Source organism: Burkholderia sp. BCC1640 (genome assembly GCF_902833125.1).
Lineage (GTDB): Bacteria > Pseudomonadota > Gammaproteobacteria > Burkholderiales > Burkholderiaceae > Burkholderia > Burkholderia diffusa.
On the sequence record NZ_CADFEF010000015.1, the window covers coordinates 140,881 to 164,616 of the forward strand.

Annotated in this window: 22 protein-coding genes; 6 read left to right on the plus strand and 16 right to left on the minus strand. The window is 67.5% G+C overall.

Annotated elements, in window-relative coordinates:
- Positions 1–127: 127 nt before the first annotated feature.
- The 3 genes from HWX25_RS18120 to HWX25_RS18130 form a co-directional block, all read right to left on the minus strand.
- Positions 128–460, minus strand: coding sequence for a hypothetical protein (locus tag HWX25_RS18120; RefSeq protein ID WP_059819278.1), 333 nt, complete (start codon positions 458–460; stop codon positions 128–130).
- A gap of 247 nt (positions 461–707) precedes the next feature.
- A complete protein-coding gene (locus tag HWX25_RS18125; RefSeq protein ID WP_175909509.1) occupies positions 708–1,037 on the minus strand; it encodes a hypothetical protein in 330 nt (109 codons plus the stop codon).
- Positions 1,038–1,263: 226 nt separating this feature from the next.
- Positions 1,264–3,588 carry an FdhF/YdeP family oxidoreductase gene (locus tag HWX25_RS18130; protein ID WP_175909510.1) on the minus strand — a complete coding sequence of 775 codons (2,325 nt, stop codon included), beginning with the start codon at positions 3,586–3,588 and terminating at the stop codon, positions 1,264–1,266.
- Positions 3,589–3,739: 151 nt separating this feature from the next.
- Between HWX25_RS18130 and HWX25_RS18135 the strand changes: the two genes are divergently transcribed.
- Positions 3,740–5,161 (plus strand): PLP-dependent aminotransferase family protein, encoded by a 1,422-nt coding sequence (locus HWX25_RS18135; protein WP_059819276.1) that lies wholly within the window; start codon positions 3,740–3,742, stop codon positions 5,159–5,161.
- Positions 5,162–5,216: 55 nt separating this feature from the next.
- On the opposite strand, the gene HWX25_RS18140 is transcribed toward HWX25_RS18135, so the two are convergent.
- Both HWX25_RS18140 and HWX25_RS18145 read right to left on the minus strand, forming a co-directional pair.
- Positions 5,217–6,458, minus strand: a complete 1,242-nt coding sequence (locus HWX25_RS18140; RefSeq protein ID WP_175909511.1) for a mechanosensitive ion channel family protein — start codon at positions 6,456–6,458, stop codon at positions 5,217–5,219.
- Between the two features lie 255 nt (positions 6,459–6,713).
- Positions 6,714–7,589 carry a LysR substrate-binding domain-containing protein gene (locus HWX25_RS18145; RefSeq protein WP_175909512.1) on the minus strand — a complete coding sequence of 292 codons (876 nt, stop codon included), beginning with the start codon at positions 7,587–7,589 and terminating at the stop codon, positions 6,714–6,716.
- A gap of 95 nt (positions 7,590–7,684) precedes the next feature.
- On the opposite strand from HWX25_RS18145, the gene HWX25_RS18150 reads away from it, so the two are divergent.
- Positions 7,685–8,284 (plus strand): LysE family transporter, encoded by a 600-nt coding sequence (locus HWX25_RS18150; RefSeq protein WP_175909513.1) that lies wholly within the window; start codon positions 7,685–7,687, stop codon positions 8,282–8,284.
- Between the two features lie 12 nt (positions 8,285–8,296).
- Here the strand turns inward: HWX25_RS18150 and HWX25_RS18155 are convergent, their stop codons facing one another.
- The 6 genes from HWX25_RS18155 to HWX25_RS18180 all read right to left on the minus strand — a co-directional run bounded on the left by HWX25_RS18155 (position 8,297) and on the right by HWX25_RS18180 (position 12,709).
- Entirely contained in the window at positions 8,297–9,751 is a 1,455-nt protein-coding gene (locus HWX25_RS18155) for a DHA2 family efflux MFS transporter permease subunit (protein WP_175909514.1), read from the minus strand.
- On the minus strand, positions 9,748–10,311 hold the full coding sequence (locus HWX25_RS18160) for a cysteine hydrolase (protein ID WP_175909516.1): 564 nt from the start codon (positions 10,309–10,311) through the stop codon (positions 9,748–9,750). Before HWX25_RS18160 ends, HWX25_RS18155 begins: the two co-directional genes overlap by 4 nt.
- Before the next feature lie 67 nt (positions 10,312–10,378).
- Positions 10,379–10,834, minus strand: coding sequence for a MarR family transcriptional regulator (locus HWX25_RS18165; RefSeq protein WP_059819271.1), 456 nt, complete (start codon positions 10,832–10,834; stop codon positions 10,379–10,381).
- Positions 10,835–10,927: 93 nt separating this feature from the next.
- Complete coding sequence (locus tag HWX25_RS18170) at positions 10,928–11,164, minus strand: hypothetical protein (protein WP_059819270.1); 237 nt, start codon at positions 11,162–11,164, stop codon at positions 10,928–10,930.
- A 46-nt stretch (positions 11,165–11,210) separates the two neighbouring features.
- Complete coding sequence (locus HWX25_RS18175) at positions 11,211–12,278, minus strand: serine hydrolase (protein WP_175909518.1); 1,068 nt, start codon at positions 12,276–12,278, stop codon at positions 11,211–11,213.
- 197 nt (positions 12,279–12,475) lie between these two features.
- On the minus strand, positions 12,476–12,709 hold the full coding sequence (locus HWX25_RS18180) for a hypothetical protein (protein ID WP_175909520.1): 234 nt from the start codon (positions 12,707–12,709) through the stop codon (positions 12,476–12,478).
- 93 nt (positions 12,710–12,802) lie between these two features.
- On the opposite strand from HWX25_RS18180, the gene HWX25_RS18185 reads away from it, so the two are divergent.
- Both HWX25_RS18185 and HWX25_RS18190 read left to right on the plus strand, forming a co-directional pair.
- Positions 12,803–13,678, plus strand: a complete 876-nt coding sequence (locus tag HWX25_RS18185; RefSeq protein ID WP_059698396.1) for a LysR substrate-binding domain-containing protein — start codon at positions 12,803–12,805, stop codon at positions 13,676–13,678.
- Between the two features lie 71 nt (positions 13,679–13,749).
- A complete protein-coding gene (locus HWX25_RS18190; RefSeq protein ID WP_175909522.1) occupies positions 13,750–14,034 on the plus strand; it encodes a transcriptional regulator in 285 nt (94 codons plus the stop codon).
- A gap of 72 nt (positions 14,035–14,106) precedes the next feature.
- Here the strand turns inward: HWX25_RS18190 and HWX25_RS18195 are convergent, their stop codons facing one another.
- From HWX25_RS18195 to HWX25_RS18205, 3 genes are all read right to left on the minus strand, one after another.
- The gene (locus HWX25_RS18195) at positions 14,107–14,853 is read right to left on the minus strand and encodes a transporter (RefSeq protein ID WP_175909524.1); all 747 of its coding nucleotides are present in this window, start codon (positions 14,851–14,853) and stop codon (positions 14,107–14,109) included.
- A 67-nt stretch (positions 14,854–14,920) separates the two neighbouring features.
- Positions 14,921–17,692: a magnesium-translocating P-type ATPase gene (mgtA, locus tag HWX25_RS18200; RefSeq protein ID WP_175909526.1), complete on the minus strand. Its 2,772-nt coding sequence runs from the start codon at positions 17,690–17,692 to the stop codon at positions 14,921–14,923.
- 718 nt (positions 17,693–18,410) lie between these two features.
- Positions 18,411–20,060 (minus strand): S8 family peptidase, encoded by a 1,650-nt coding sequence (locus tag HWX25_RS18205; protein ID WP_175909528.1) that lies wholly within the window; start codon positions 20,058–20,060, stop codon positions 18,411–18,413.
- Between the two features lie 415 nt (positions 20,061–20,475).
- Here HWX25_RS18205 and HWX25_RS18210 point away from each other — a divergent pair, with 415 nt between their 5' ends.
- Positions 20,476–21,372: a glutamate/aspartate ABC transporter substrate-binding protein gene (locus HWX25_RS18210; protein WP_175909530.1), complete on the plus strand. Its 897-nt coding sequence runs from the start codon at positions 20,476–20,478 to the stop codon at positions 21,370–21,372.
- Positions 21,373–21,510: 138 nt separating this feature from the next.
- Here HWX25_RS18210 and HWX25_RS33750 read toward each other — a convergent pair whose 3' ends face one another.
- Positions 21,511–21,636: a hypothetical protein gene (locus tag HWX25_RS33750; RefSeq protein ID WP_257792234.1), complete on the minus strand. Its 126-nt coding sequence runs from the start codon at positions 21,634–21,636 to the stop codon at positions 21,511–21,513.
- A gap of 38 nt (positions 21,637–21,674) precedes the next feature.
- Between HWX25_RS33750 and HWX25_RS18215 the strand changes: the two genes are divergently transcribed.
- Positions 21,675–22,922, plus strand: coding sequence for a multidrug effflux MFS transporter (locus HWX25_RS18215; protein WP_059691294.1), 1,248 nt, complete (start codon positions 21,675–21,677; stop codon positions 22,920–22,922).
- A gap of 46 nt (positions 22,923–22,968) precedes the next feature.
- On the opposite strand, the gene HWX25_RS18220 is transcribed toward HWX25_RS18215, so the two are convergent.
- A complete protein-coding gene (locus tag HWX25_RS18220) occupies positions 22,969–23,661 on the minus strand; it encodes a hypothetical protein (protein ID WP_059534011.1) in 693 nt (230 codons plus the stop codon).
- Between the last annotated feature and the right edge of the window lie 75 nt (positions 23,662–23,736).

Below are 23,736 nucleotides of genomic sequence, written 5' to 3' on the forward strand. Positions count from 1 at the left end.
GGAAAGGGAATCGTGCTGCGATTCTCTCATCGACGGCGGCCCGGATGAAAAAATTCGACGGGCGCGCATGACGGCGCCCGGATGACGCGGCTTGCGGGCCGGGCGGGGTGCCCGGCACCGGCGGCGGTCAGATCACGCAGCGCGCGATCGCGAAGCGCATCGCTTCCTCGGCCGGCTCGCTGCCCGAGCCGCGCACGACCTTGACGACCGACCCGTTGCCCGACGGCGTGAGCGTGACGAAGTACGAGCGCGACCCGACGGTGATGTCGGTCACGCCGTTGTGCTGCGATTGCTCGGTGCCGGACAGGCGGCTGTCGAGGCAGTTGGCGATCGCGTGGGCCGGGCGCGCGGACGACACGTAGATCATCGGCGCCGAGCCGGACGCGGCAGAATCGGACGAGGGCGTCGAGCCGCAGGCGGCGAGCAGGGCGGCGGGAAGGAGCAGCAGGAATCGTTTCATGATCGGGATCGTCGTGTGTCTCGTGTCGAGGCTGGGGCGCGGGGTACGCGAAACGCGGAGCTTCGCGACGAAACCGCCGGAATCGTGCCGTTCTTGACGGTCGATGCGGGTGGCGGCTGACGTCGGAGTATACCCGCGGCACTTGACGCGAACGGCCTGCTGAAACGATTCGATACAACAACAAGCGCCCGCTGTCGCACGGCGGCAGCGGGCGTTTCAAGCGATGGCGAATCGACGCTTGCCGGCGTTACTGGCCGATCTTGTGGCTGACCGCGTTTTCCTGCTGGTTCAGCACGTGCTTTTCGCTCTGCGTAATGTGGCCGTGATCCTGCGCGGCCATGTCCCGCTCTTCCTGGCGGATCTTGCGGTCGTCACGGTGCAGGCGCGCGGCCTGGGCGTGCGACATCTCGCCTTCCTTCACTTCCTGATGGATCCGGCGATTCTGGTTGGCGAGACGCTGGTTGACCTCTTCGCGGCGCGGATGCGCTTGCTGCCACGGCGTTTCGGCGAACGCGGTGCCGGTCAGTACCGACATCAGGGTGGCGGCGATCGCGAGATGGCGGGTAAGGGCTCGCATGACGTTTTCTCCTGTCGTTGCGCGTCACGAAACGTGCGCGCTTGTCGAAAAAAACGCTGTGCGGGCCCCGGCTGTTGACGTTTCCGGCTGTATCGATTGCAAGTCTTTATTACGGCGTCGATGCGATGCGCTCGCAGCCGCTCGCCATCGACACGAGATCGTCGAGGCGAGCATCGAGCATCCGCAGCCAGTGCTCGCGCGGCCGAACGATCATCGCGGCGCTCCGTCAGGCGGCGGCCGACGCCGGCGCGGCCGCGCGATGCAGCAGCACGGGCACCGACTTCGACGTCGGCGTGTTGCACACGTCGCCGACGCTGTCGAGCGGCACCAGCGGGTTCGTTTCCGGGTAGTACGCGCCGATGCAGCCGCGCGGGATGTCGTATTCGACGAGCAGGAAACCGTCCGCGCGCCGCTCGTTGCCGTCGTGCCACACGGTTTCCATGTCGACCCATTCGCCGGCCTTCAGGCCGAGCATCGCGAGGTCGTCGCGGTTGACGAACACCACGCGGCGCTGGCCGAATACGCCGCGATAGCGGTCGTCCAGCCCGTAGACGGTCGTGTTGTACTGGTCGTGCGAACGCGTCGTCATCAGCGTCATCAGGCGCTCGCCGTGCAGCGCGCGGGCGCGCTGGATCGGCGTGTCGGTCGGCAGCGCGTGCGCGATGAAGTTCGCCTTGCCCGTCGGCGTCAGCCATTCGCGGTCGCGCGACGCGACGCGCAGGTGGAAACCGCCCGGCCGCGCGATGCGCGTGTTGTAGTCGTAGAAGCCGTCGACGGTCGCCTCGATCGCGTCGCGGATCTTCGCGTAGTCGTCCTTGTACGCGAGCCAGTCGATCTCGCCGCTGCCGAACAGCGCATGGCCGATGTGCGCGACGATCGCGGGCTCCGACATCAGGTTCGGCGACGCCGGTTTGTTCATCCCGTACGACACGTGGACCATGCTCATCGAATCCTCGACCGTCACGCCCTGCGCGACGTTGTCCTGCAGGTCGATCTCGGTGCGGCCGAGCGTCGGCAGGATCAGCGCATCGCGGCCGTGGATCAGGTGGCTGCGGTTCAGCTTCGTCGTGATGTGCACGGAGAGATCGCAGCGGCGCATGCCTTCCCACGTGCGCGGCGTGTCGGGCGTCGCCATCGCGAAGTTGCCGCCGAGACCGATCAGCACTTTCACGTGGCCTTCGAGCATGCCTTCGATGGTTTCGACGACGTCGTAGCCGTGCTCGCGCGGCGGCTCGAAGTCGAACACGTGGCCGAGCCGGTCGAGGAACGCCTGCGACGGTTTTTCCTCGATACCGACCGTGCGGTTGCCCTGCACGTTCGAGTGGCCGCGCACCGGGCACAGGCCCGCACCGGGACGGCCGATGTTGCCGCGCATCAGCATCAGGTTCGTCAGCATCTGCACGGTCGCGACCGAATGCTTGTGCTGGGTGATGCCCATCCCCCAGGTCGCGATCACGCGCTCGCTGCGTGCATAGCGTTGCGCGAGGCCGTCGACCTGCGCGTACGACACGCCGCTTTCGGCCGTCAGCGCGGACCAGCTTTCGTTGCGCAGATCGTCGGCGAACGCATCGAAGCCGACCGTGTGCTCGCCGATGAACGCCGTGTCGAGCACGCGCGGCGCACCGGCGGCGCGCGCGGCGTCGTCGAGTTCGAGCACGCGCTTCGCCATTCCCTTGATCAGCGCGAAATCGCCGCCGATCGTCGGCTGGATGAAGGTCGACGCGATGTTGGTGCCCGACATCGTCAGCATCTCGAGCGGGCTTTGCGGATCGGCGAAGCGCTCGAGCCCGCGTTCCTTCAGCGGGTTGATCGACACGATCGTCGCGCCGCGCTTCGCGCATTCGCGCAGTTCGCCCATCATCCGCGGATGGTTGGTCGCCGGATTCTGGCCGAAGATCAGCAGCATGTCCGCGTGCTCGAAATCGTCGAGCGTGACGGTGCCCTTGCCGACGCCGACCGACGCCGGCAGCCCGCGGCTCGTCGCCTCGTGGCACATGTTCGAGCAGTCGGGGAAATTGTTCGTGCCGTAGCGCCGCACCAGCAGCTGATACAGGAACGCCGCCTCGTTGCTCGCGCGGCCGGACGTGTAGAACGCCGCCTGGTTCGGGTCCGGCAGCGCGCGCAGGTGGCGTGCGATCAGCTCGAACGCGTCGTCCCACGCGATCGGCACGTAGCGGTCGGTCCGCGCGTCGTACACCATCGGGTCGGTCAGGCGGCCGTGCTGTTCGAGTTCGAAATCCGTCTGTTCGAGCAGCTCGGCGACGGTGTGCGCGGCGAAGAATTCGGGCGTCACGCGCTTGCTTGTCGCCTCGGCGGCCACGGCCTTCACGCCGTTCTCGCAGAATTCGAACGTCGACGCATGCTGGCGGTCGGGCCACGCGCAGCCCGGGCAGTCGAAGCCGTCCGGCTGGTTCTGGCGCAGCAGCGTGCGGTAGTTGCCGCCACTGACCTTTTCCTTGATCAGGTTGATCGTGACGGCTTTCAGCGCGCCCCAGCCGGCGGCCGGGTGGGTGTACGGTTCGATGCGCGCGGCGGCGGATTTCTTTTTCATGATGCGTGTGTCGGGGTCGATGCACGGAGAGTACGCGCGGTGCGGCGGCCGCTGTGTGTACACCTTTCGTCTTCAAAAAAGAGTACAGTTGCGGCCAGTCAGGTGGTGGCGGCCGCAACTGTGTTTTCGAAGGGATGTTGAAAGGGGGCGCGTGAAGCGTTACGAACAACTGGCCGACGATCTGCAGGCGCAGATCGAGCGCGGCGTGTACCGGCCCGGCGAGCGGATTCCGTCGGTGCGCCAGGCGAGCCGGCAGCAGCAGCTCAGCGTCACGACCGTGCTGCGCGCGTATCTCGTGCTCGAGAGCCGTGGGCTGATCGAGAGCCGGCCGCAGTCGGGCTACTTCGTGCGGGCGCGGGCCACGGCGCCTGCGCAGGCCGAGCTGCACGTGTCGGCGCCGACCGCCGAACCGTCGGCGGTGGACGTGAGCCGGCTCGTGCTGTCGACGCTGCGCTCGATCGCGCGCGACGACGCGGTGCCGCTCGGTTCGCCGTATCCCGATGCGTCGCAGTTCCCGGTGCAGCGTCTCGCGCGCTACGCCCAGGCGATCGGCCGGCGCCGCACGCGCTGGGGCGTGATCGACGACCTGCCTCCCGGCAACCAGGAGCTGATCCGCCAGATCGCGCGGCGCTACGCGGAGCGCGGGATCCCGGTCGAGCCGGGCGAGATCGTGGTGACGATCGGCGCGACGGAGGCGATCAACCTGTGCCTGCAGGCCGTTGCAAAGCCCGGCGACACGATCGCGGTGGAGTCGCCGACGTTCTACGCGATGCTGCATGCGATCGAGCGGATGGGCATGCGCGCGCTCGAGGTGGCGACCCATCCGGGCGACGGCATCGATCTCGACGCGCTCGAACGGATTCTCGCGCGCGAGCGCATCGCCGCATGCATGGTGATGCCGAATTTCCACAATCCGCTCGGCTTCCAGATGCCCGATGCGCGCAAGCGCGCGCTCGTCGAACTGCTCGCGAAGCATGACGTGCCCGCGATCGAGAGCGACGTCTATCACGAGCTGCATTACGGCGACACGACGCCGAGCGCGCTGAAGTCGTACGATCGCGACGGCCTCGTGCTGCATTGCGCGTCGTTCACCAAGAGCCTGTCGCCGCGCTACCGGATCGGCTGGGCGATGCCCGGCCGCTACCGCGACCAGGTCGAGAAGCTGAAATTCCTGAACACGCTCGCGACGCCCGCGATCGAGCAACTCGCGATTGCCGAATACCTGAAGCACGACGGCTACGATTTCCACCTGCGGCGGATGCGCAAGCAGTATGCGCAGCAGGCGAGCCTGATGAGCGCGATGGTGCGGCGCTTCTTCCCGGAAGGTACGCGATTGTCGCAGCCGCAGGGCGGGTACGTGCTGTGGGTCGAGCTGCCGCCGCAGGTTGACGCGATGAAGCTGTATGGGCGCGCGCTCGCGCAGGGGATCACGATCGGGCCTGGCCACATGTTCTCGGCGACCGCCGATTACCGGCACTTCATCCGGCTCAACTACAGCTATCCGTGGTCGCGGCAGATCGAGGACGCGTTGAAGGTGGTGGGGCGGCTCGCGGCCGAGTGCGCGGGGCGGTGAGCGGCCCGATGCGGTGGCGAGCGCACCGGCCCGTTGCGGGCCGTCGCGCCGAGCATTACCGCGCGTGCGGCGCCGACAGTTCGGCTTGCGCCGCGCCGGCCATCCGGCGCATGTCGAAGCCCGACGGATGCTGGTACACGCGCAGCCCGAACTCGGGCAGCACCGCGATCAGGTGATCGAACAGATCGGACTGGATCGCCTCGTAGTCGACCCAGGTCGTCGTGTCGGTGAAGCAATACAGTTCGAGCGGAATGCCCTCGGCCGTCAGCGGCAGCTGGCGCGCCATGCATGTCATGTCGCGGCGGATTCGCGGATGGCCTTTCAGATAGTTCGCAACGTACGCGCGGAACGTGCCGAGATTCGTCAGTTGGCGGCGGTTCGCCTGGCATTCGCCGGCCGCGCCGAGCGTGCCGTTCCATTGCGCGATCGCATCGACCTTGTCTTCCAGGTAGTCCTTCAGGAGCGTCAGGCGTTCGAGCCGTTCGATCTCGTCGTTGCCGAGAAAGCGCACGCTCGTCGCGTCGACGAACAGCGCGCGCTTGATGCGGCGCCCGCCGGCCTCGGTCATCCCGCGCCAGTTCTGGTAGCTCTCGGTGATCAGCTTCCAGGTCGGCACCGTGATGATCGTGTGATCGAAGTTCGCGACCTTGACCGTGTTCAGCGTGATGTCGATGACGGTGCCGTCCGCGCCGGCCGATGGCATCGTGATCCAGTCGCCGATCCGCAGCATGTCGTTCGACGACAGTTGCACGCCGGCGACGAGGCCGAGCAGCGTGTCCTTGAAGATCAGCATCAGCACCGCCGACATCGCGCCGATGCCCGACAGCAGCAGGCCGATCTGCTTGCCGGTCGCGTCGCCGATCACGACGAGCGCGGCCGTGATGAACATCACGAGCTTGACGAGCTGCATCGCGCCTTTCAGCGACAGGCGCGGCTGGTCGCGCCGGCTCGTGCGATGCGTGTGCTCGAGCGCGGACAGCGTCGCGCTGATCGTCATCGACACCAGGAACACGATCAGCGCGAACAGCACCTTGTCGGCGGCTTGCGCGGCCACGGTGGGGATGCCGGGCACCGCGCCGAGGCCGAGCTTGATCACGACGAACGGCACGATGCGGTTCAGCCACTTGAATGCGCCGAACTCGAACAGCGCGTCGTCGATGCGGGTGGCCGACAGCCGCGCAAGACGCGCGACCACGCGGAACAGGAGGAAATGGGCGGTGGCCGTGATCGCGCCGGCGGCAGCGAGCAGGATGAGGATGCCGACGAGCGGCGCAAACCAGGATTCGTTCAGGGTCATAAGGTCAGGCAGGGTCCTTCTCGTGTGTTGAATCTGCGCCGCGATGCGGCGTGCGCCCGATGAAGGGCACATGTAAGGGACCGTGATTGTGCCATCGGGTTCCGGCCTGATGTCGCGAACGCATGACGTAGGGCTCCGGAACATTTTCAGCGTTACGTCGCACTGCGTTGTTTTCATGCGGCGCAACACATTGCGCGTTCGCCATGCAGTGCCCGCGCGAGGCTCATGTCGCGTGGCGGCGAGCGGGGAAGAAGGCTAGGCAGCCGCGCGCACGCGCGCGAAGCCGTTGCGCAGGTGACGGGCCAGTTCCGCCGCAGCCGGCGTGTGCTGGCCGCGCGGCAGATGGAGGTTGATTGCGAAGTTCGGCAGCGCGGGCAGGCCGCAGTCGGCGGGCAGGATGTCGAGATCGGCCGGCACGGTGGACGCGAGCCAGACGGTCACCGCGAGATCGGAGCGCACGGTCGCGGCCGTCGCGTCGATGCTGCCGTTCTCGAACACCGTGCGCCACGCGCGGTCGCAGGCACGCAATGCGTCGAGAACGGTCGGGCGGAACGCGCAGGTCCGGTCGACCATCGACACGGGCAGCGGCGTCCGCAAGTGGGCGCTGCCGCCTTTCGCGCCGACCCAGACCAGACGGTCGACGGCGACGCATTCGCCGCGCGACGGGCCGACCGGCGCCTCGATCAACGCGACATCGATCTCGCCCTGCCTGAGCGACTTGCGCAGTTCGGGCGACGCCGCGCACACGAGCGACAGCGTGACTTGCGGATGCGCGTGCGCATAGCCTTTCAGGATCGGCGCGAGACAGCTGCCGACGAGATCCTGCGGCGCGCCGATCCGCACGGCGCCTTCCATCGCTCCGGCCGTCATGTCGGTCAGCAGCGCGTCGTGCGCGGCGAGCAGCCGGCGCGCCTGCGCGAGCAGACGTTCGCCGTCCGCCGTGAGCAGCAGGTTGCGATGCTCGCGCACGAACAGCGGGCCGGACAGCGTTTCGAGCCGCGCGACCTGCTGGCTGATCGCGCCTTGCGTCAGATGCAGCGCGCGGCTCGCCGCTGTCATGCTGCCGTGATCGGCGACCGTGACGAAGGCGCGAAGCAGGGCGATGTCGAGGTTACGTACCATGGATCGCATTATGGATGCTAATGACAGGCATAAAAAGCTTTCGCTGTGGTAATGCGTGGATCGCGGGTAAAACGGGGCTTCGACGACCACGACCGGGAGCCCGCGTGCCGCTTCAAGACTACTTGCCGCTGATGCTGTTCGTGATCGTGTCCACGGTGACGCCGGGTGGCGCGACGACGCTGGCGACAGCATCCGGCGCGCATTTCGGTTATCGGCGTTCGTTGCCGATGATGGGGGGCATCGCGGCCGGCCTGGCATCGATGGCCGCCGCTGCCGCGGCCGGGCTCGGCAGCGTGTTGCTGGCGCTGCCTGCGCTGCAGCTCGGGATGAAGGTGCTCGGCTCGCTCTATCTGGTGTGGCTGGCCGCGCGCATCGCGCGCGGCGGCAAGCCGGGCGTCGCCGCGGCCGTGCAACGGCCGCAAGGGTTCGTCAGCGGCGTCTGGATGCTGTGGCACAACCCGAAGGGCTGGGCGATGACGCTCGGCGCGGCCGCGTCGTTCGCCGCGCTGGCGTCCGGCCCCGTGAGGCTCGGTGCGTTGCTCGGGCTGGCATTCGGCGTGGCGGCGATGGCGTCGCTGTCGCTCTGGTGTTGTGCCGGGCTGCTGTTCGCGCGCGTGCTGCGTACGGAGCGGCAGTGGCGTTGCGTGAATGCCGGGTTGGGCATCCTGCTCGCGGCGTCGATCGTGCCGATGTGGTTGCAGTAGCGGCCCCGGCATTCACCGCGAACCGGCCCGCGCGGCCCCCGCCGGTCGCCCGCCCGCGCCGCTCGACCATCGCGGCAGCCGCAGCGTCGTCACGAAGCTCGCCGCATGCAGTGCGCAAAGCATGCCGAACGCCCACGCGTAGGCGGCCCCGTGCGTGCCACCCGTCGACGCGGATTCGGCCTGCAGCCGCCACGCGAGAAACAGCGTGCACATCGTCGTGAACGTCGGGCCGCCGAGGCGCTGGACGATATTGAGCGACGTCGTCGCCATCGGCAGGTTGCGCCGCTCGACCGACGCATACGCGGCGGAAATCGACGGTGCGCCGATTGCGCTCTGGCCCATTCCGCGCAGAAACAGCGCGGGCACCAGCACGTAGGGATCGTAGCCGGCCAGCGCCAGATACACGAACGGCAGCGTCGCGGCGAGCGCGAGCAGCGCGCCGGCGGCGGCCAGCCGGCGCACGCCGAACCGGCTGGTCAGCGCGCCCATCGACGGAAAGGTGACGAGCATGCCGAGCCCGAGCGGCGCCAGCAGCCAGCCCATCTCGCCGGGCGAGCGGCCGCACGCTTTGATCAGGAACACCGGAATCAGCATCTGGCCCGCGTAGATCGCGCCGTTCGACAGGAACTGCGTGGCAGCGGCCGCGCCGAATACGCGCGAGCGAAACAGCGCGAGATCAATCAGCGCATGCTCGCTTTTGCGCCGCTCGACGCGCAGGAACGCGGCGAGCAGCAGCACCGAACCCATGATCGCGGCGATGCCGGGCACCGCGTCGATGCGCTCGGCGCCATACAGGAACAGCACGAGCGCCGGCGACAGCAGCGCGAGGCCGACCCAGTCGAGTTCGCGCCGCTGCGTTTCGTCGCGGTCGCCGGGCAGGAACCATACGGCCAGCGCAAGCGCCAGTGCACCGACCGGCAGATTCACGAGAAACAGCCAGCGCCACGAGGCGTGCTGCAGGATCGCACCGGCGACGACCGGCCCGAGGATCGGCGCGATCAGCACGGGCACGGCCGCATAACCGATCACGCGTGCCATCTGCTGGCCGGCCACGCGCGCGATCATCATCTGCGCCATCGGTGCGAGCAGCCCGCCGCTGACGCCCTGCAGCACGCGGAATGCGATCAGCGACGGCGCGGACCACGCGAGCCCGCACAGCGCCGACGTCAGCGTGAACGCGGAGAAACACCACAGGTACAGCGCCTTCGCGCCGATGCGGTCGACCAGCCAGCCGTTCAGCGGCAACACCAGTGTGAGGGCGAGCAGGTAGCCGCTCGTCACCCACTGGATCGTCGACAGGCTTGCGTGCAGATCGGTCGCGAGGCTCGCCAGCGATACGTTGACGATCGTCGCGTCGAGTTGCGACAGCAGCGAGCCGAGCGTCGCGACGGCGCTGACTTTCCAGATCGACGGATCGAGCCGGCCGGCCGCATGGCCCGGCGCCGGCTGAGCGCGTTTGTCGCTCACGCGCCGCGCCGGTCGAGCAGCGCGAGGATTGCTTGCGTCGGGCCCGTCTCGCCCAGGCGCGGGAACAGCCGTTCGATGCTGTTCGTATGCGCGTCGGCGTTGAGGTCGGTCATCGCGTCGACCGCGAGCGTCACGTTGTAGCCGAGTTCGTGCGCCTGGCGGGCCGTCGATTCGACGCCGATGCTCGTCGCGATGCCGGCCAGCACGATCTGAGTGACGCCGGCGGCTTTCAGGTGCGCGTCGAGACCGGTGCCGGTGAACGCGCCCCAGGTCTTCTTCGTCACGACATGGTCGCTTGGCTGGCGGTTCAGTTCGGGCAGAAGATCGGCCCAGTCGGCGGGAAGGGCATCCAGACGCACCTGCTGCTGCGTGCGGCCCGGCGCGCTGCCGGCGACGTTGACGAGCACGACCGGCAGGCCGCGGCTACGGAAGGCGTCGAGCAGCTCGCGCGTCCGTTCGATCACCGGTGCGACCGGGTGGGCGGTGGGCAGCGCGACGATGCCCTTCTGCATGTCGATGACGACGAGTGCCGTTTGCGTGTCGAGACGGGTCGTGCTCATGGCGTGATGCTCCGTGAAGTGGGCGAAGGAAAGCGTGCGCGCGGATGCCGCGCGGCACGCATGCGGGTCATTGCTCGCCGATGCGCCGGATCAGCGGAATCGCGGCGGCGAGCGTGCGGATGTCTTCGGGGGCGAGCTTCTCGATCGCGGCACCGAGCCACTTGTGCTTCGCGGTGTCGCGCTTGCGACGCGCCGCGAGGCCGGCCGCGGTCAGCAGGAACAGGATCTGGCGGCCGTCGGTCGGATGAGGCTCGCGTTCGACGAGCCCGTCTTCCTCGAGGCTCGCGAGAATTGCCTTCATCGACTGCGGCTTCATCGCCTCGGCGCGGGCGAGATCGGCGGTCGTCATCGGGCCTTGTCGTTCTAGCCGCGCGAGCGCGCTCGTCTGCGACATGCCGAGCCCTTCGGATTCGATCTCGGAACGCAGCCGGCGGATCAACTGCCCGACCGCGAGGGTCAGATCGGCGGCGACGGTATCGGCGGAAACGCCGGGTATGCGTGGCGGTGTCATGCGGCGAATCATAGAACACGACAGTTTAACTTGCAAGTTTGGCTGTCGAATTTGGCGGGCGTGCGAGATGCGCGGTGTGTCGGTGCGGCGGGAGTGGGCAGCGCGTTACGTGCGGCGCGGCGACGGAATCGGCACGACGTCGTTGTACTTCGGCGATGCATTCTCGTGCAGCAGGTCGCCGAGATATTGCGCGAGTTCGTCCGCGGCGAGCGCGGACGGAATCTGCAGGTTGGCCGGCCGTCGCTTGCCGTCGGTGCCGAGATCGAACACGGTCCAGCGGCCGTTCGAACGCACGACGGCGAGCAGGCGCCCGAATGCGTTGAAACGGTATTCGTCCGGCATGGCATCGCTCCTTCGTGGATGAGTACGCGGGCCGCGCGCGTCGTGCTTACTGGATCGAGCAGGCCAGCCAGCGATGGATCTTCAGGGCATCGCTCGACACGCCGGCGCGCGTCGGCGCGCCGAGCAGCACGACCGTTTCGCGGCGGCCCTTCACGTGCATGCGCATGACGACGCCGTGCCCCGATTCGTTGATGAAGCCGGTTTTCTGCAACCGGATCGGCAGGCGGCCGTGGCGGACGAGCGGATCGGAGTTCACGTACAGCAGCTCGCCGTCGCCGGCCTGCACGGTGGTCGACGTGTCCGTCGAGAAATAGCGGATCAGCGGATCCTGCGCGGCCGCGGCGACGAGCCGCGCGAGATCCTCGGCGGTCGACACGTTGTGCGGCGAGAGGCCGGTCGGCTCGCGGAAATGCGTATGGCGCATCCCGAGCCGGCGCGCCTCGCGGTTCATCGCCTTCACGAACGCGGCACGGCCGCCCGGATAGTCGCGGCTCAGCGCGGCGGCCGCGCGATTTTCCGACGACATCAGCGCGATATGGAACATCTGGCGGCGCGACAGTTCGGCGCCGATCGGCAGCCGCGAACCGGTGAACTTGATCGTGTCGCGGTCGCGCGAGGTGACGCGCAGCACGCCGTTCAGCGGACGGTCCGCGTCGCGCGCGACGACGGCGGTCATCAGCTTCGAGATCGACGCGATCGGCCGCACCGTGCGTGCGTTGCGGGCCAACAGCGGCGTGCCGGAGTCGACGTCGAGCACGTAGGCCGCGCGCGAGTGCAGCGAGCGTACCGCGCGCGGGCTATAGCCGCAGCTTGCGAGCAGGCGCGGCTTCGCGGCGGAGCGTGGGCGAACCGCATTCGTGCGTTTCGCGCGCCGCTGCGGTGCGGGCGCCGCGTGACGCTTGACCGCATGATGCTTCACCCGCGGGCGGCGATGCTTGACGGCCTTGTGCTTGCGGGGAGCGGGCTTTTTCTTGACGACTTTCGCGTGCGCATGCGGCGACGCGGTGCGATGCGGCTGCGCGGACGCGTTCGTCGCGAACGCGAGTGTCAGGAACGAGAGGGCGATGATCAGGGTGGTCCGGGCGCGAGGCAGGCGCGCGATGAGGCCGGTCAAGCGAAAGTCTCCTTTTCTCGCGCGTTGCGGCGGCGCGAAATGTGTGGGCGGTCAGCGGGTGCGGGAAATTATAAGGTCGATCGCGTGGCGATGACGATGGATGTGCGCGCAATGATGCGTGATGCGCGCGGATTCCTGCGGTTTTTTTGCGGAGGATCGAACGCCTGCGTTCGGCGGCGGGCGCCTGGCGTCGCGATTCAACGCGGCCAGTTCCGCCGCGACACGACCGCGAAGCTGATCGCGATCGAACCGGTGACGGCACGTGGCCGCACGTCGTCCAGCGCATTGCCGAAGCGCAAGCGGCGGCGGCCGTCGCCGCGTGCGGTGCGACGCTCGGGCGCCGGCGCGTCGGGCCCGGCATCGCTTGCGCCGGCGACGACCGTGTCGCACGACACGTCGGTCAGGCACTCGGCCGCATGATCGAAAGGCATGGTGGGTAACTCCGAAAGGGGCGTTTCCGTATTGAACGTCACGCCATTCGATCAGTAAAATGAATGTTTCGATCAATATGATTCCTTTGAAGAATGGAATTGAAACTGCTGCGCACTTTCCTGACAGTCACCGAACTCAGCCATTTCAGCCGTGCGGCCGACACGCTGCACATGAGCCAGCCGGCGCTGAGCAAGCAGATCGGCGCGCTCGAGGCGAGCCTCGGCGGCAAGCTGTTCGAGCGCGGGCGGCACGGCGCGGAGCTGACGCCGTTCGGTGAACGCTTCCTGCCCGACGCGCAGGCGCTCGTGCGCGACGCCGACGAGATTCTCGCGCGTGCACGGGAGGCGACCAGCGGGCAACGCGGGCATTTGCGGCTCGGCATCTGCCTGTCCGTGCTGACGCTCGTGCCGAAACTCGTCGCGGAATTCCGGCGCCGCAATCCGGGCATCGCGGTCACGCTGAGCGACTTGTCGTCGTCCGAGCAAACTCGTCGGCTCCGCGCGGGCAAGCTCGACGCGGGGTTCCTGCGTTTGCCGTCGGATGACGGATTGTCGTCGTTCAAGGTGATCGACGAGGGGCTGGCGCTCGCGGTGCCGCCGCACCTCGGCTTCAAGCGCGTGCCGGCCGATCTCGACGTGCTCAACGAGATCGGCTTCATCGCGCTGCAGCGCGCACGCGGCCCCGGGCTCGCCGCACAGATCGACCGGTGGTGCGTCGAGCGGCGCTTCGTGCCGCAGGTCACGCAGCAGGCGGAGGACGTGCAATCGGTGCTCACGTCGGTCGCGGCCGGGGTCGGCGTCGCGTTCATTCCTTCGCGTGCGCAGTATCTGCTGCGCGACGCGACCGTATTGCCGCTCGCCGGCAGGGACGCGAAATGGCGCGTCGGGCTGGCGTGGCTGTCCGGCCGTGACGATCCCGTGACCACGCGTTTCGTATCGTTCATGCGCGCCGCGATCAAGGGCGCGTAACCGGGCGTATAGTGTCCGCGATTGCATCCTTCCTGAATGCCGGTCCCGCGCCGGCACGCGAACCCGAACCGATGACTTCAGAATCCGACGACGCCCCGCTCGATTCCGCACTCGTTGCGACGCTCGCGACGCTGCACGACGCTGCGACCGATCCGTCCGGCAAGACGTGGTCGCTGCCGAAAATCGCGAAGCGCACGCAATTGCCGATGAGCACGCTGCGCCGCGTGCTGACGCAACTCGACGCCGCCGGCCTGAGCGCGACGACGCTGAACGACGACGGCACCGGCAGCGCCGCATTGACCGAAGCGGGGCGCGCCGTGTGCGAGCAACTGTTCGGCGCGAACGACGGCAAATGAGAAAACGGGCCGCCCGAAGGCGGCCCGTCGCGGTACGGTCAGACATGCGGCGTCGGCCACATCGTCACGGCATCACCACCGCGCCGTTACCCCACCCATGACGGAATGACGGTAGGTCTGGTCGTTCAGCCCGTGCCGGTAGCCGATGTCGAGATCGAGCCAGCGCCTCGGTGAGTAGATCGCACCCGCGATCACGAACGCCGGATTTGCGCCGGCCGTGCTTTCGGTGTTGCGCGACAGGCCGATGTCCGCCACGAACTGCAGCTTGTCGGTTGCCTTGTAGAGCGCCGCGGCCGATACGGCCCAGACTGAGCGCAGATCGCCCTGGCGATTCGGCTGGTAGGCGAGGCCCGCGTTCGCGAGCAGCGAAAAGCGCGCGACGTCGGCTTGCGCGAGCAGCGTCGCGCCGGTGCCGACACGGCCCGTGCCGAGCCCGCGACCGTCGTTGCCGGTCGGCATCGTCACCTTCGGTTTCAGCGCGAGAGACAGCGGCCCGCGTTCGACGAAGCGCCATTTCATGCCGATCTCGACATCGCCGATGCCCGCGCCGTTTTCGTCGGTGCGCGTTTGCAGATGCGTGTAAGGCGCGCTCACGTAGAGATCGACGTGCTCGCCGAGCCCGCGCGTGAGCGTCGCGTTCCACAACTGATGGCGGCCGTTCTCGTCCTGTTTCGAGGTTTCCTCGCCGTTGAACTCGAATTGCCAGTTCGCATTGCCCTGCGTGCCCGTGTCGTCGCTGACGAGCGGATGCGCCGCGTAGGCATCCAGCGGCGCGAGGAGGGCGCTCGCGGCCGCGAGCGGAAGCATTCTTCTTTTCATCACGTCACCTGTAGTGCGTCGTGGGCGTGCCGCCCATGCGGGCCGGCACGCCGTCGTTTGGAGGAAATCAGAACCACTGCTTGTAGCGACGCACATAGATCGTCTTGACGATCTGCGCGAGCAGGATGTAGCCGACCATCGTCGCGGCGAGCCACAGCCAGTAGGTGCCCGGCAGGTGCATGAAGCCGAGCGAATCCGCGAACGGCGAGAACGGCAGCCAGCAGCCGATCGCGATCGCGGTGAACGTCGACAGCAGCACCGGCAGCGCGGCCGTGCTCTGCAGGAACGGAATCTTCTGCGTGCGCAGCAGGTGGACGACGAGCGTCTGCGACACGAGGCTCTCGATGAACCAGCCCGAGTTCATCACGATCTGGCCGCCCGAGCCGCCGTGCAGGTGATACATCGCGCCCGCGCCGAACACGGTCCACATCAGCACGTAGGTCGTGATGTCGAACACCGACGACGTCGGCCCGACCCACAGCATGAAGCGGCCAATGTTGCCGGCTTCCCACTTGCGCGGCTTCTTCAGGAACTCCGGATCCATCTTGTCCCACGGCAGCAGCATCTGCGACGTGTCGTAGATCAGGTTCAGCACGAGCAACTGGGTCGCGAGCATCGGCTCCCACGGCAGGAACGCGCTGGCGACGAGCACCGAGAACACGTTGCCGAAGTTCGAGCTGGCCGTCATGTTCAGGTACTTCAGGATGTTGCCGAACGTCTCGCGGCCCTTGATCACGCCTTCCTCGAGCACCATCAGGCTCTTTTCGAGCAGGATGATGTCGGCGGTTTCCTTCGCGATGTCGGCGCCGCTGTCGACCGAAATGCCGACGTCGGCGTCGCGCAGCGCGGGTGCGTCGTTGATGCCGTCGCCGAGGAAGCCGACCGTGTGGCCGTTCGCCTGCAGCGCCTTCACGATGCGCGCCTTTTGCAACGGCGTGAGCTTCGCGAACACCGTCGTGCGTTCGACGACCTGCGCGAGCGTCGCGTCGTCGAGCGTCTCGATTTCAGCGCCGAGCACCGGCTTGCCCGGTTCGAGGCCGACCTGGCGGCACACCTTCATCGTGACGGTCGGGTTGTCGCCCGTCAGCACCTTCACCGACACGCCGTTCTCGCGCAGCGCGGCGAGCGCCGGTGCGGCCGATTCCTTCGGCGGATCGAGGAAGGTCAGGAAGCCGCGCACGACGAGGTCGCGCTCGTCGGCGGTGCGGTACTGTTCGCGTTCGTCGCCGCGCGGGATCGCGCGCGTCGCGAGCACCAGCACGCGGAAGCCGTCCTCGTTGTAGGCGTTTGCCTGTTCGAGCAGCCGCTTGCGCGCGACGAAGTCGAGCGGACGCACGCCATGCTCGTCCTGCACGTGGGTCGATACCGCGAGCATTTCCTCCACCGCGCCCTTGCAGATCAGCAGGTGTGCGCCGTGCGTGTCCTCGACGACGACCGACAGGCGGCGGCGCACGAAGTCGAACGGCAGCTCGTCGATCTTCCTGTAGCCCTGCGGCTTCACGCGCTCGCCGATCTCGTCGGCGCGCGCGACCACCGCGATGTCGATCAGGTTCTTCTGGCCGCTCTGATGGAAGCTGTTCAGCCAGCCGAGCCGCAGGATGTCCTCGTTCCGGTGGCCGGACAAGTCGAGATGATGTTCGAGGATGATCTTGTCCTGCGTGAGCGTGCCGGTCTTGTCGGTGCACAGCACGTCCATCGCGCCGAAGTTCTGCACGGAGTTCAGCCGCTTCACGACGACCTTGCGGCGCGCCATCGCGATCGCGCCGCGCGCGAGGTTCGCGCTGACGATCATCGGCAGCATCTCGGGCGTGAGGCCGACGGCCACCGCGAGCGCGAACGTGAGCGCGCTCAGCCAGTCGCCCTTGGTCAGGCCGTTGATCATGAACACGATCGGCACCATCACGAACATGAACCTGATCAGCAGCCAGCTCACGCTCGCGACGCCGCGGTCAAAGCTCGTCTCGATGCGCTTGTGGCTCACGACGTTGCGCGCGAGCGATCCGAAATACGTGTCCTCGCCGGTCGCGACGACCACGGCCGTCGCCGTGCCGCTGACCACGTTGGTGCCCATGAAGCACACGTTCTCGAGATCGAGCAGCGACGTCGACGCATCGTTCGCCGCGCCCGGCGCGCCCGCCATGCCCGCGTGGGCCGACTTGCCGGCGACCGCGCCGAGCGTGTCGTACTTCTCGACCGGCAGCGCTTCGCCGGTCAGCACGGCCTGGCTGATGAAGAGGTCGCGCGACGCGAGCAGACGCACGTCGGCGGGGATCATGTCGCCGGCCGACAGATGCACGATGTCTCCGACCACCACTTCGCGCATCGGCACCTCGCGGCGCGCCGGCTCGGACGTGTCGGTCACCGCGCGCTGCACGGTCGCCGTCGTGCGGACCATCGCCTTGAGCTTTTCGGCCGCGCGCAGCGACCGGAATTCCTGCACGAAGCGCAGCAACGCGCTGATCGTGACCATCGCCAGCAGGATCGTCATGCCGACGTAGTCGCGATCGTCAGGTGCCGCGAAGTAGACGTCGGTGAAGAAGCTGATCGCGGCCAGCACCAGCAGCACGTAGACGAACGGATTGTGGAACGCATGCAGCAACTGACGCGTCCAGTGCGGCGGCTTGTCGTGCGCGATTTCGTTCGGGCCGTCGTGCTGCAGACGGTCGGCGGCCTGCCCGTAGGTGAGACCGCGCATGCTGGTATGCAGCGACTTGAAGGTTTCTTCGAGCGGGCGGGCCGCTTCCTGCGCGGCGCGCATGACACGCGGTTCGTTCTGCTGACCGGGTCCGGCGTTGATGAAGCCGCGCTGTTTCTTTTGCGAGGTGTTTCGTTGTGTCATGAATCGCTCCTTGCGCACGCGGCGGCGGGCGGGAAGCGACCGTGACGTTATCGACGCACGAACGCTCCCCGCCGCGTCGCGCCGGGCGCGATCGGCTGTGGATCGGTGAAGGGAGGAAGGCTCGCCGGCGCGTGGAGTGCGGTCCGAGGGACGAAGCGCGGCGTCGCACCGGCGAGCGGTAATCGACTACTGTCGTCTGAGTTCATCTGCACTCCTGTCGGTTGCGGGTGGGCGGCACGGGCGATCGGTAGCCGCGCACGCGTGAGGGCGCGCGGCCGGACGGCACGCGAACGGAACACGCACGCAGCGTGCGCTGCGTGCGGCGCGAACGTATGCGCGCAGCAACGCACGGTTGCGCAGCGCGAACGTGCGGCGATATCGAAAAAATCGGCGGGGGATTCTGGCCGGTCAGGCCGGAAGGGCGCCGCATCCTGCTTCCCGGGATGCGGCAGAAGACGAGGCTCTGCGCGGTTTCCTCAGGCAGCAGTCAAGTTGGTCGAGGACCAACTACAACTCGCATCGGTGTTCACAGAACACTCCATGTAATCAGACGGGGGCGATGGTAATGGGTCGTCGTGCGAAGCGTCAACCCTTTTTCCGCCCTTTTTTCAGGCAATTCCTGCAATACGTCGGTGCGACGACGCTGGCTCTGCGAACGAAAAAAACCGCGCGCATGCCAGGCAGGCATGCGCGCGGTTGCATCGAGGCGACGTACCGGTTACTGCGTGGACGCCGTGACGGCAGCGCCCGCATCCGCGATACCGGAACCGGCCGGCAGCGCGGTGCACGACGTGCTGGCCGGCAGCATCGCTGCACGTGCGCCGCCTTGCAGCTTCTGCTGGATCTGCGCGGGCGTGAGGTTGCCGTTCACCGACAGCATCAGCCCGACGATGCCCGTCACCTGCGGTGTCGCGAGGCTCGTGCCGCTCGCGGTGCCGTATGTGTCCGTGCCCGGTGTCGTCGTACCGCTATTGGCCGTCGACAGGATGTTGACGCCCGGCGCGCTCAGCGCGACGTCGGAGCCGAAGTTGCTGAACGACGCGCGGCGCCCGGTCGCGTCGGTCGCGGCGACGGTGATCACGCCGCGGCAGTTCGCCGGCTGGTCGAGCGCGGTCGACAGGCCATCGTTGCCGGCGGCGACGACGACGGTCACGCCCTTCGCGTTCACATCGTCGATCGCCTGCTGGAACGTCGCGCTGCACGCGCCGACGCCGCCCAGGCTCAGGTTGATGATCTTCGCGGGATTCGGGTTCGTCGGCACGCCGGCGACCGGGATGCCGGCTGCCCAGCGCATCGCGTCCGCGATGTCGCTCGTCTTGCCGCCGCACTTGCCGAGCACGCGCACCGGCAGGATCCGGCCGAGCCACGACACGCCGGCGACGCCGATGCCGTTGTTGGCGGCGGCGCCGATCACGCCCATCACGCGCGTGCCGTGCCAGCTGCTGGTGCTCGGCTCGCTCGCGCAGTGATAGTACGGGCCGCTGGTGTCGTCCAGTTCCTGCTGCGTGACCCAGTCGCCCGGATCGGTTGCATCGGTGCCGCGCGTCTGGCCGTTGTTGCTGGTGTTGGCGTTCGAGATGAAGCTGTAGCCGGGCAGCAGATTGCCGACGAGGTCGGGGTGCGGCCGGTAGCCGGTGTCGAGCACGGCCGTGACGACGGTCGGCGCACCCTTGGTCCGCGTCCACGCGGGCGGCGCGTTGATGCCGACGCTGGCGTCGGACAGATACCACTGCTGGGCATATGCGGGGTCGCTCGGCGTGTCGCGGATTCGCATCGGGTGATCGGGTTCCGCGTAGTCGACGTCGCCGTCGGCCGCGAACGCCTGCGCGAGCGCCGCCGCGTCGTCGGATGCGATGCGCTGGCCGATGGACAGCACGGCCGCACCGTCCGACAGGGTTCGCTCGACCTGCACGTTCAGTGGTGCCTGCGATGTCGTCACGGCGGCATACGTCCGTGCGGCGCCGCTCGACGTCGGCGCTGTCCAGCGCGTCATCGAGCGCTGGATCACCGCGTCGAGCCGCGTGCCGGTGTCGAGGGCCGCCATCGCGCGCGCGGCAGTCGGCGTCTTCAGCCGGACGATCAGGTGATCGACCGGCGGCTCGATGGGCCCGGCCGTCTGGGCGGCCATCTGCACGGCGGCCTGCTGCGTCGTGCATGCATTGCTGCCGCTGGTCGCGGGCGGGGGCGTCGGGGTTGGGGAGGGCGCCGGCGAGGGGGCCGGCGCTGCATTGGAGGAAGACGGATTGCTGCCGTCGCCGCCACCGCCGCAACCGGCGATCGGAAGCAGGGCTGCGGCAGACAGCATGCCGGCGAGCATGCGCGCATGAGCGGAGCGGGCCAGCGCGAAATTGAATCGTTTGGCTCTCATGGTGAAACTCGATCCTCGTAGATGACCGTCGTGCTGGCGGTCGTGCCTGCCCGGCGCAAACCGGACCTGTTTTTTATCGGGCACGTGCAGACTGCTGCGACGCGCCATGCACTGGGTAACGGCCGATGAGGCGGCTTCTTGAATATGTTTTGTGTGAAAAAAGCGCGACACGCAAACGATTGCCTCGCTGCATTGCAGCATGAACGCGCGTTTGGAACGGATGATCTGTTCACGCAGTGCAAGATTGGAGGCGGTTGACCGGGCGAAACGTGCGGCGCGGGCGTTTTTGCGCGCCACGGAAACGATTGTTCGCGGGTGGCATCGACGGAGTGCGCTTTGCGGCTTTCCCTGATGAGGTGCGAATTTTGTCGGGCGTACGATCGCGATTCGATCAACGTTTCGTCAGGAGAAAAGCATGGATCGCCGCTTCCGTTGGCTGGCCGTCGCACTGACCTGCGCGCTGGCGGGCACCGCGCACGCGCAGGCGCTCACCGGCACGCTGAAGAAGATCAAGGACACGGGCATCGTGTCGCTGGGTATCCGCGAATCGTCGGTGCCGTTCTCGTATTCGGACAACCAGCAGAAGAACATCGGTTACTCGCGCGACATCGCGGCGCGCATCATCGACGCGCTCAAGGCCGAGCTGAAGGCGCCGAACCTGACGGTGAAGGAAATCCCGATCACGTCGCAGAACCGGATTCCGCTGCTGCAGAACGGCACGATCGACTTCGAGTGCGGGTCGACGACCAACACGCTGGAGCGGCAGAAGCAGGCCGCGTTCTCGAACAGTATTTTCCTGTACGGAATCCGCTTCAGCACGCGCAAGGATTCCGGCGTGAAGGACTTCACGGACCTGGCCGGCAAGACGGTCGCGACGACGGCCGGTACGTCGGACGAGCGCCTGCTGCGCAAGCTCAACGAGGAGAAGGGGATGAACATGACGATCATCAGCGCGAAGGACCACGCCGAAGCGTTCATGAACGTCACGACGGGGCGCGCGGTCGCGTTCGTGATGGACGAGCCGCTGCTGTACGGCGAGATCGCGAAGGACCGCAATCCGGGTGCGTACACGGTGACGGGCACGCCGCTCGTTCACGAAAACTACGCATGCATGATGCGCAAGGACGATCCGGCGTTCAAGCACGTGGTCGATGGCGTGATCGCGAAGATGCAGACCTCCGGCGCGGCCGAGAAGCTTTACGACCAGTGGTTCATGCAGCCGATTCCGCCGAAGGGCGTGAGCCTCAATTATCCGCTGTCGCCGGAGATGAAGCAGCTGTTCAGGAATCCGACGGATCAGGCGCAGTATTGATCGACGCGTCGTCCGCGTATCGCACCGCAAATAAAAAGACCGCCGGCACCTGCTGGCGGCTTCCGTTTCTGGCCCGATCCCTGGCGCGGCGCAAGCGTGCGTGAGACCTTGATTTCCGGCCGGCGCAATGCCGGTTCGTCAGTTGCCGACTGTGCCGAAATCGGCATTCAACCGTGCCCGCGCCATGGGATTCCTGTCGCGCTGCGCAACAACAGGCACAATACGCACTTCGCCGCGCACCGTTGTTCGTCGTTCGAACAGCACGGCGCGTGCCGCCGCCGTCCGAATCTTTCCCGGTTGTCATGAACGCCTCGCTCACCCCCGCGCGCGAATCGAACTCGCCGCGCTTCCTGTTGTTCCTGATCTGCCTGTTTGCCTCCGCCGGCCAACTCGCGATCGACATCTATGTGCCCGCGCTGCCCGACATGGCGCGCTCGTTCGCGACGACGCCGCAGGCGATCCAGTCGAGCGTATCCGGCTACATGGCCGCCTATGCGCTCGGCCAGCTGATCTTCGGCCCCGTCGCCGATGCGTATGGGCGCAAGCGCGTGCTCGCGTTCGGGCTCGTCATCTACACGATCGGCTGCCTGCTGTCGCTCGGCGCGCCGAACCTGGAGACGTTCGTGCTCGCGCGCTGCCTGCAGGGCTTCGGGATCGCGACCACGAACCTGCTCGCGAAGGCGATCATCACCGACTCGTTCTCGGGCCAGGCGCTGATGCACGCGTTTACGTACATGTCGATCGCGTGGGGGCTTGCACCGATCATCGCGCCGGTGATCGGCGCGCACCTGCAGGAATGGTTCGGCTGGCGCGCGTGCCTCGTGTTCCTGCTGGTGTACTCGCTGGTGATGTGGGCGCTGCTCTGGCGCTATCGCGAAACCTTGCCGAAGCCGGTCCATCTCGAGCCGCGCACGCTGATGGCGAACGCGGGCAAGGTGCTCGCGAGCCCGGTGTTCCAGAGCTGCTTCCTCGCGCAGGGGCTGTGCTACAGCATCCTGCTGGTGTTCAACATCGTCGGGCCGTTCATGGTGCAGACCACGCTGCACAAGCCGCCGACCTACTTCGGCTATCTCGCGCTCGGAATCGGGCTGATGTATTTCCTCGGTGGGCTGTCGAACCGGATTCACGGGCGCGGGCTGCCGAGTGCCGAGCAGCGGCTGCGCATCGGCGCACGCGTGATGGCGGGCGCGGCGGTCGCGATGCTGGTGCTGGCTCTGACGGTCGGCCTGCGCGTGTGGACGCTCGCGACGCCGGTGCTCGTGATGGGTTTCTGCGCGGGCGCGATGTATCCGACGCTGATGGCCAAGGGCAATTCGCTGTTTCCGCATATCGCGGGGCTGACGAGCGCGATCCTCGGGTGCGCGCTGCTGCTCGTGTCGTCCGCGATGATGGGGCTGGCCGGGTTCGTGTCGATTCACGTGCTGACGCCGCTCGCGGTGTTCTTCGTCGCGCTGTCGTTCATCGTCGTGTGGATGGTGACGAAGCTGCTGCGCTACCTCACGCAGCAGCAGGCGGCGCGGGTTGCTTGCGGGAGCGGGGAAGCCGCGTAAGCCGTAGAGGCTGCGCAAGCGCGTGCCGCAACGGCACGCCGGCCGCTCACAGCGGGTGCCCCGCGCCCGCCTGCGCCAGCAGCGAAACCGCGGCCGGATCCGGCATTCCGTTCGAATCGATCGCGCCGGCCTTGGCCAGCGCGTCGAGATCGCTGTCGACGCCCGGTTGACCGACCACGAACGGCGTCGTCAGGAAGGCCGGCGTCGACAGCGTGACCGAATAGCGCTGCTGCAGATTCGTCACGACCGCCGATTGCGCGGCCTGCACCGTGTTCGGGCTGCCCATCGCCTGTTGGAAGTGCGCATTCCCCTGAAAATTGCCGATCAGCCCGGCCGTGTTCGTACCGAGTTGCGCGGCGAGATAGACGAGCATCAGCTCGGTCTCGGGCGTCGTGTTGAAGGTGCCGCCCGCGTAGGCGAGCGAATGCAGGCTCGTGCCGCTCGATGCGACGGTGATCACGCACGGCAGCACGGCGTTCACCGTCACGCGGTAGTTGCCGCCGCCGTCGGTCAGCGTCGTCGCCGAGCCTTGCGCGCAACTGACCGTGACCGACGCGCTCGCAAGCGCGGAGCCTGTGGCGGCCGTGCCGGACAGCGCGACGGTCTGCGTGTTGTTGCCGTTGAAGCAGACATCGACGCCGAAGCAGGCGTCGCCGTTGCAACCGGCCAGTGCCGCGAGGGCGGCGACGCAGGCGGTGCCCAGCGCGGGGCGGAGAAAGCGCGGATGGCGAAGGTTCATGGTCGCGGGCATATGGGCAAGTGTGGCAACCGGTGGACGCCGGATAGGCGGTGTCGCTCCTATTCTAGGTCTCGG

Bases quoted from the DNA above. Each gene is read 5' to 3' on its own strand.
- HWX25_RS18120 (WP_059819278.1), bottom strand. From the start codon at position 460: ATGAAACGATTCCTGCTGCTCCTTCCCGCCGCCCTGCTCGCCGCCTGC.
- HWX25_RS18125 (WP_175909509.1), bottom strand. From the start codon at position 1,037: ATGCGAGCCCTTACCCGCCATCTCGCGATCGCCGCCACCCTGATGTCG.
- HWX25_RS18130 (WP_175909510.1), bottom strand. From the start codon at position 3,588: ATGAAAAAGAAATCCGCCGCCGCGCGCATCGAACCGTACACCCACCCG.
- HWX25_RS18140 (WP_175909511.1), bottom strand. From the start codon at position 6,458: ATGACCCTGAACGAATCCTGGTTTGCGCCGCTCGTCGGCATCCTCATC.
- HWX25_RS18145 (WP_175909512.1), bottom strand. From the start codon at position 7,589: ATGCGATCCATGGTACGTAACCTCGACATCGCCCTGCTTCGCGCCTTC.
- HWX25_RS18160 (WP_175909516.1), bottom strand. From the start codon at position 10,311: ATGAGCACGACCCGTCTCGACACGCAAACGGCACTCGTCGTCATCGAC.
- HWX25_RS18165 (WP_059819271.1), bottom strand. From the start codon at position 10,834: ATGATTCGCCGCATGACACCGCCACGCATACCCGGCGTTTCCGCCGAT.
- HWX25_RS18170 (WP_059819270.1), bottom strand. From the start codon at position 11,164: ATGCCGGACGAATACCGTTTCAACGCATTCGGGCGCCTGCTCGCCGTC.
- HWX25_RS18180 (WP_175909520.1), bottom strand. From the start codon at position 12,709: ATGCCTTTCGATCATGCGGCCGAGTGCCTGACCGACGTGTCGTGCGAC.
- HWX25_RS18185 (WP_059698396.1), top strand. From the start codon at position 12,803: ATGGAATTGAAACTGCTGCGCACTTTCCTGACAGTCACCGAACTCAGC.
- HWX25_RS18190 (WP_175909522.1), top strand. From the start codon at position 13,750: ATGACTTCAGAATCCGACGACGCCCCGCTCGATTCCGCACTCGTTGCG.
- HWX25_RS18195 (WP_175909524.1), bottom strand. From the start codon at position 14,853: ATGAAAAGAAGAATGCTTCCGCTCGCGGCCGCGAGCGCCCTCCTCGCG.
- mgtA (WP_175909526.1), bottom strand. From the start codon at position 17,692: ATGACACAACGAAACACCTCGCAAAAGAAACAGCGCGGCTTCATCAAC.
- HWX25_RS18205 (WP_175909528.1), bottom strand. From the start codon at position 20,060: ATGAGAGCCAAACGATTCAATTTCGCGCTGGCCCGCTCCGCTCATGCG.
- HWX25_RS18210 (WP_175909530.1), top strand. From the start codon at position 20,476: ATGGATCGCCGCTTCCGTTGGCTGGCCGTCGCACTGACCTGCGCGCTG.
- HWX25_RS18215 (WP_059691294.1), top strand. From the start codon at position 21,675: ATGAACGCCTCGCTCACCCCCGCGCGCGAATCGAACTCGCCGCGCTTC.
- HWX25_RS18220 (WP_059534011.1), bottom strand. From the start codon at position 23,661: ATGAACCTTCGCCATCCGCGCTTTCTCCGCCCCGCGCTGGGCACCGCC.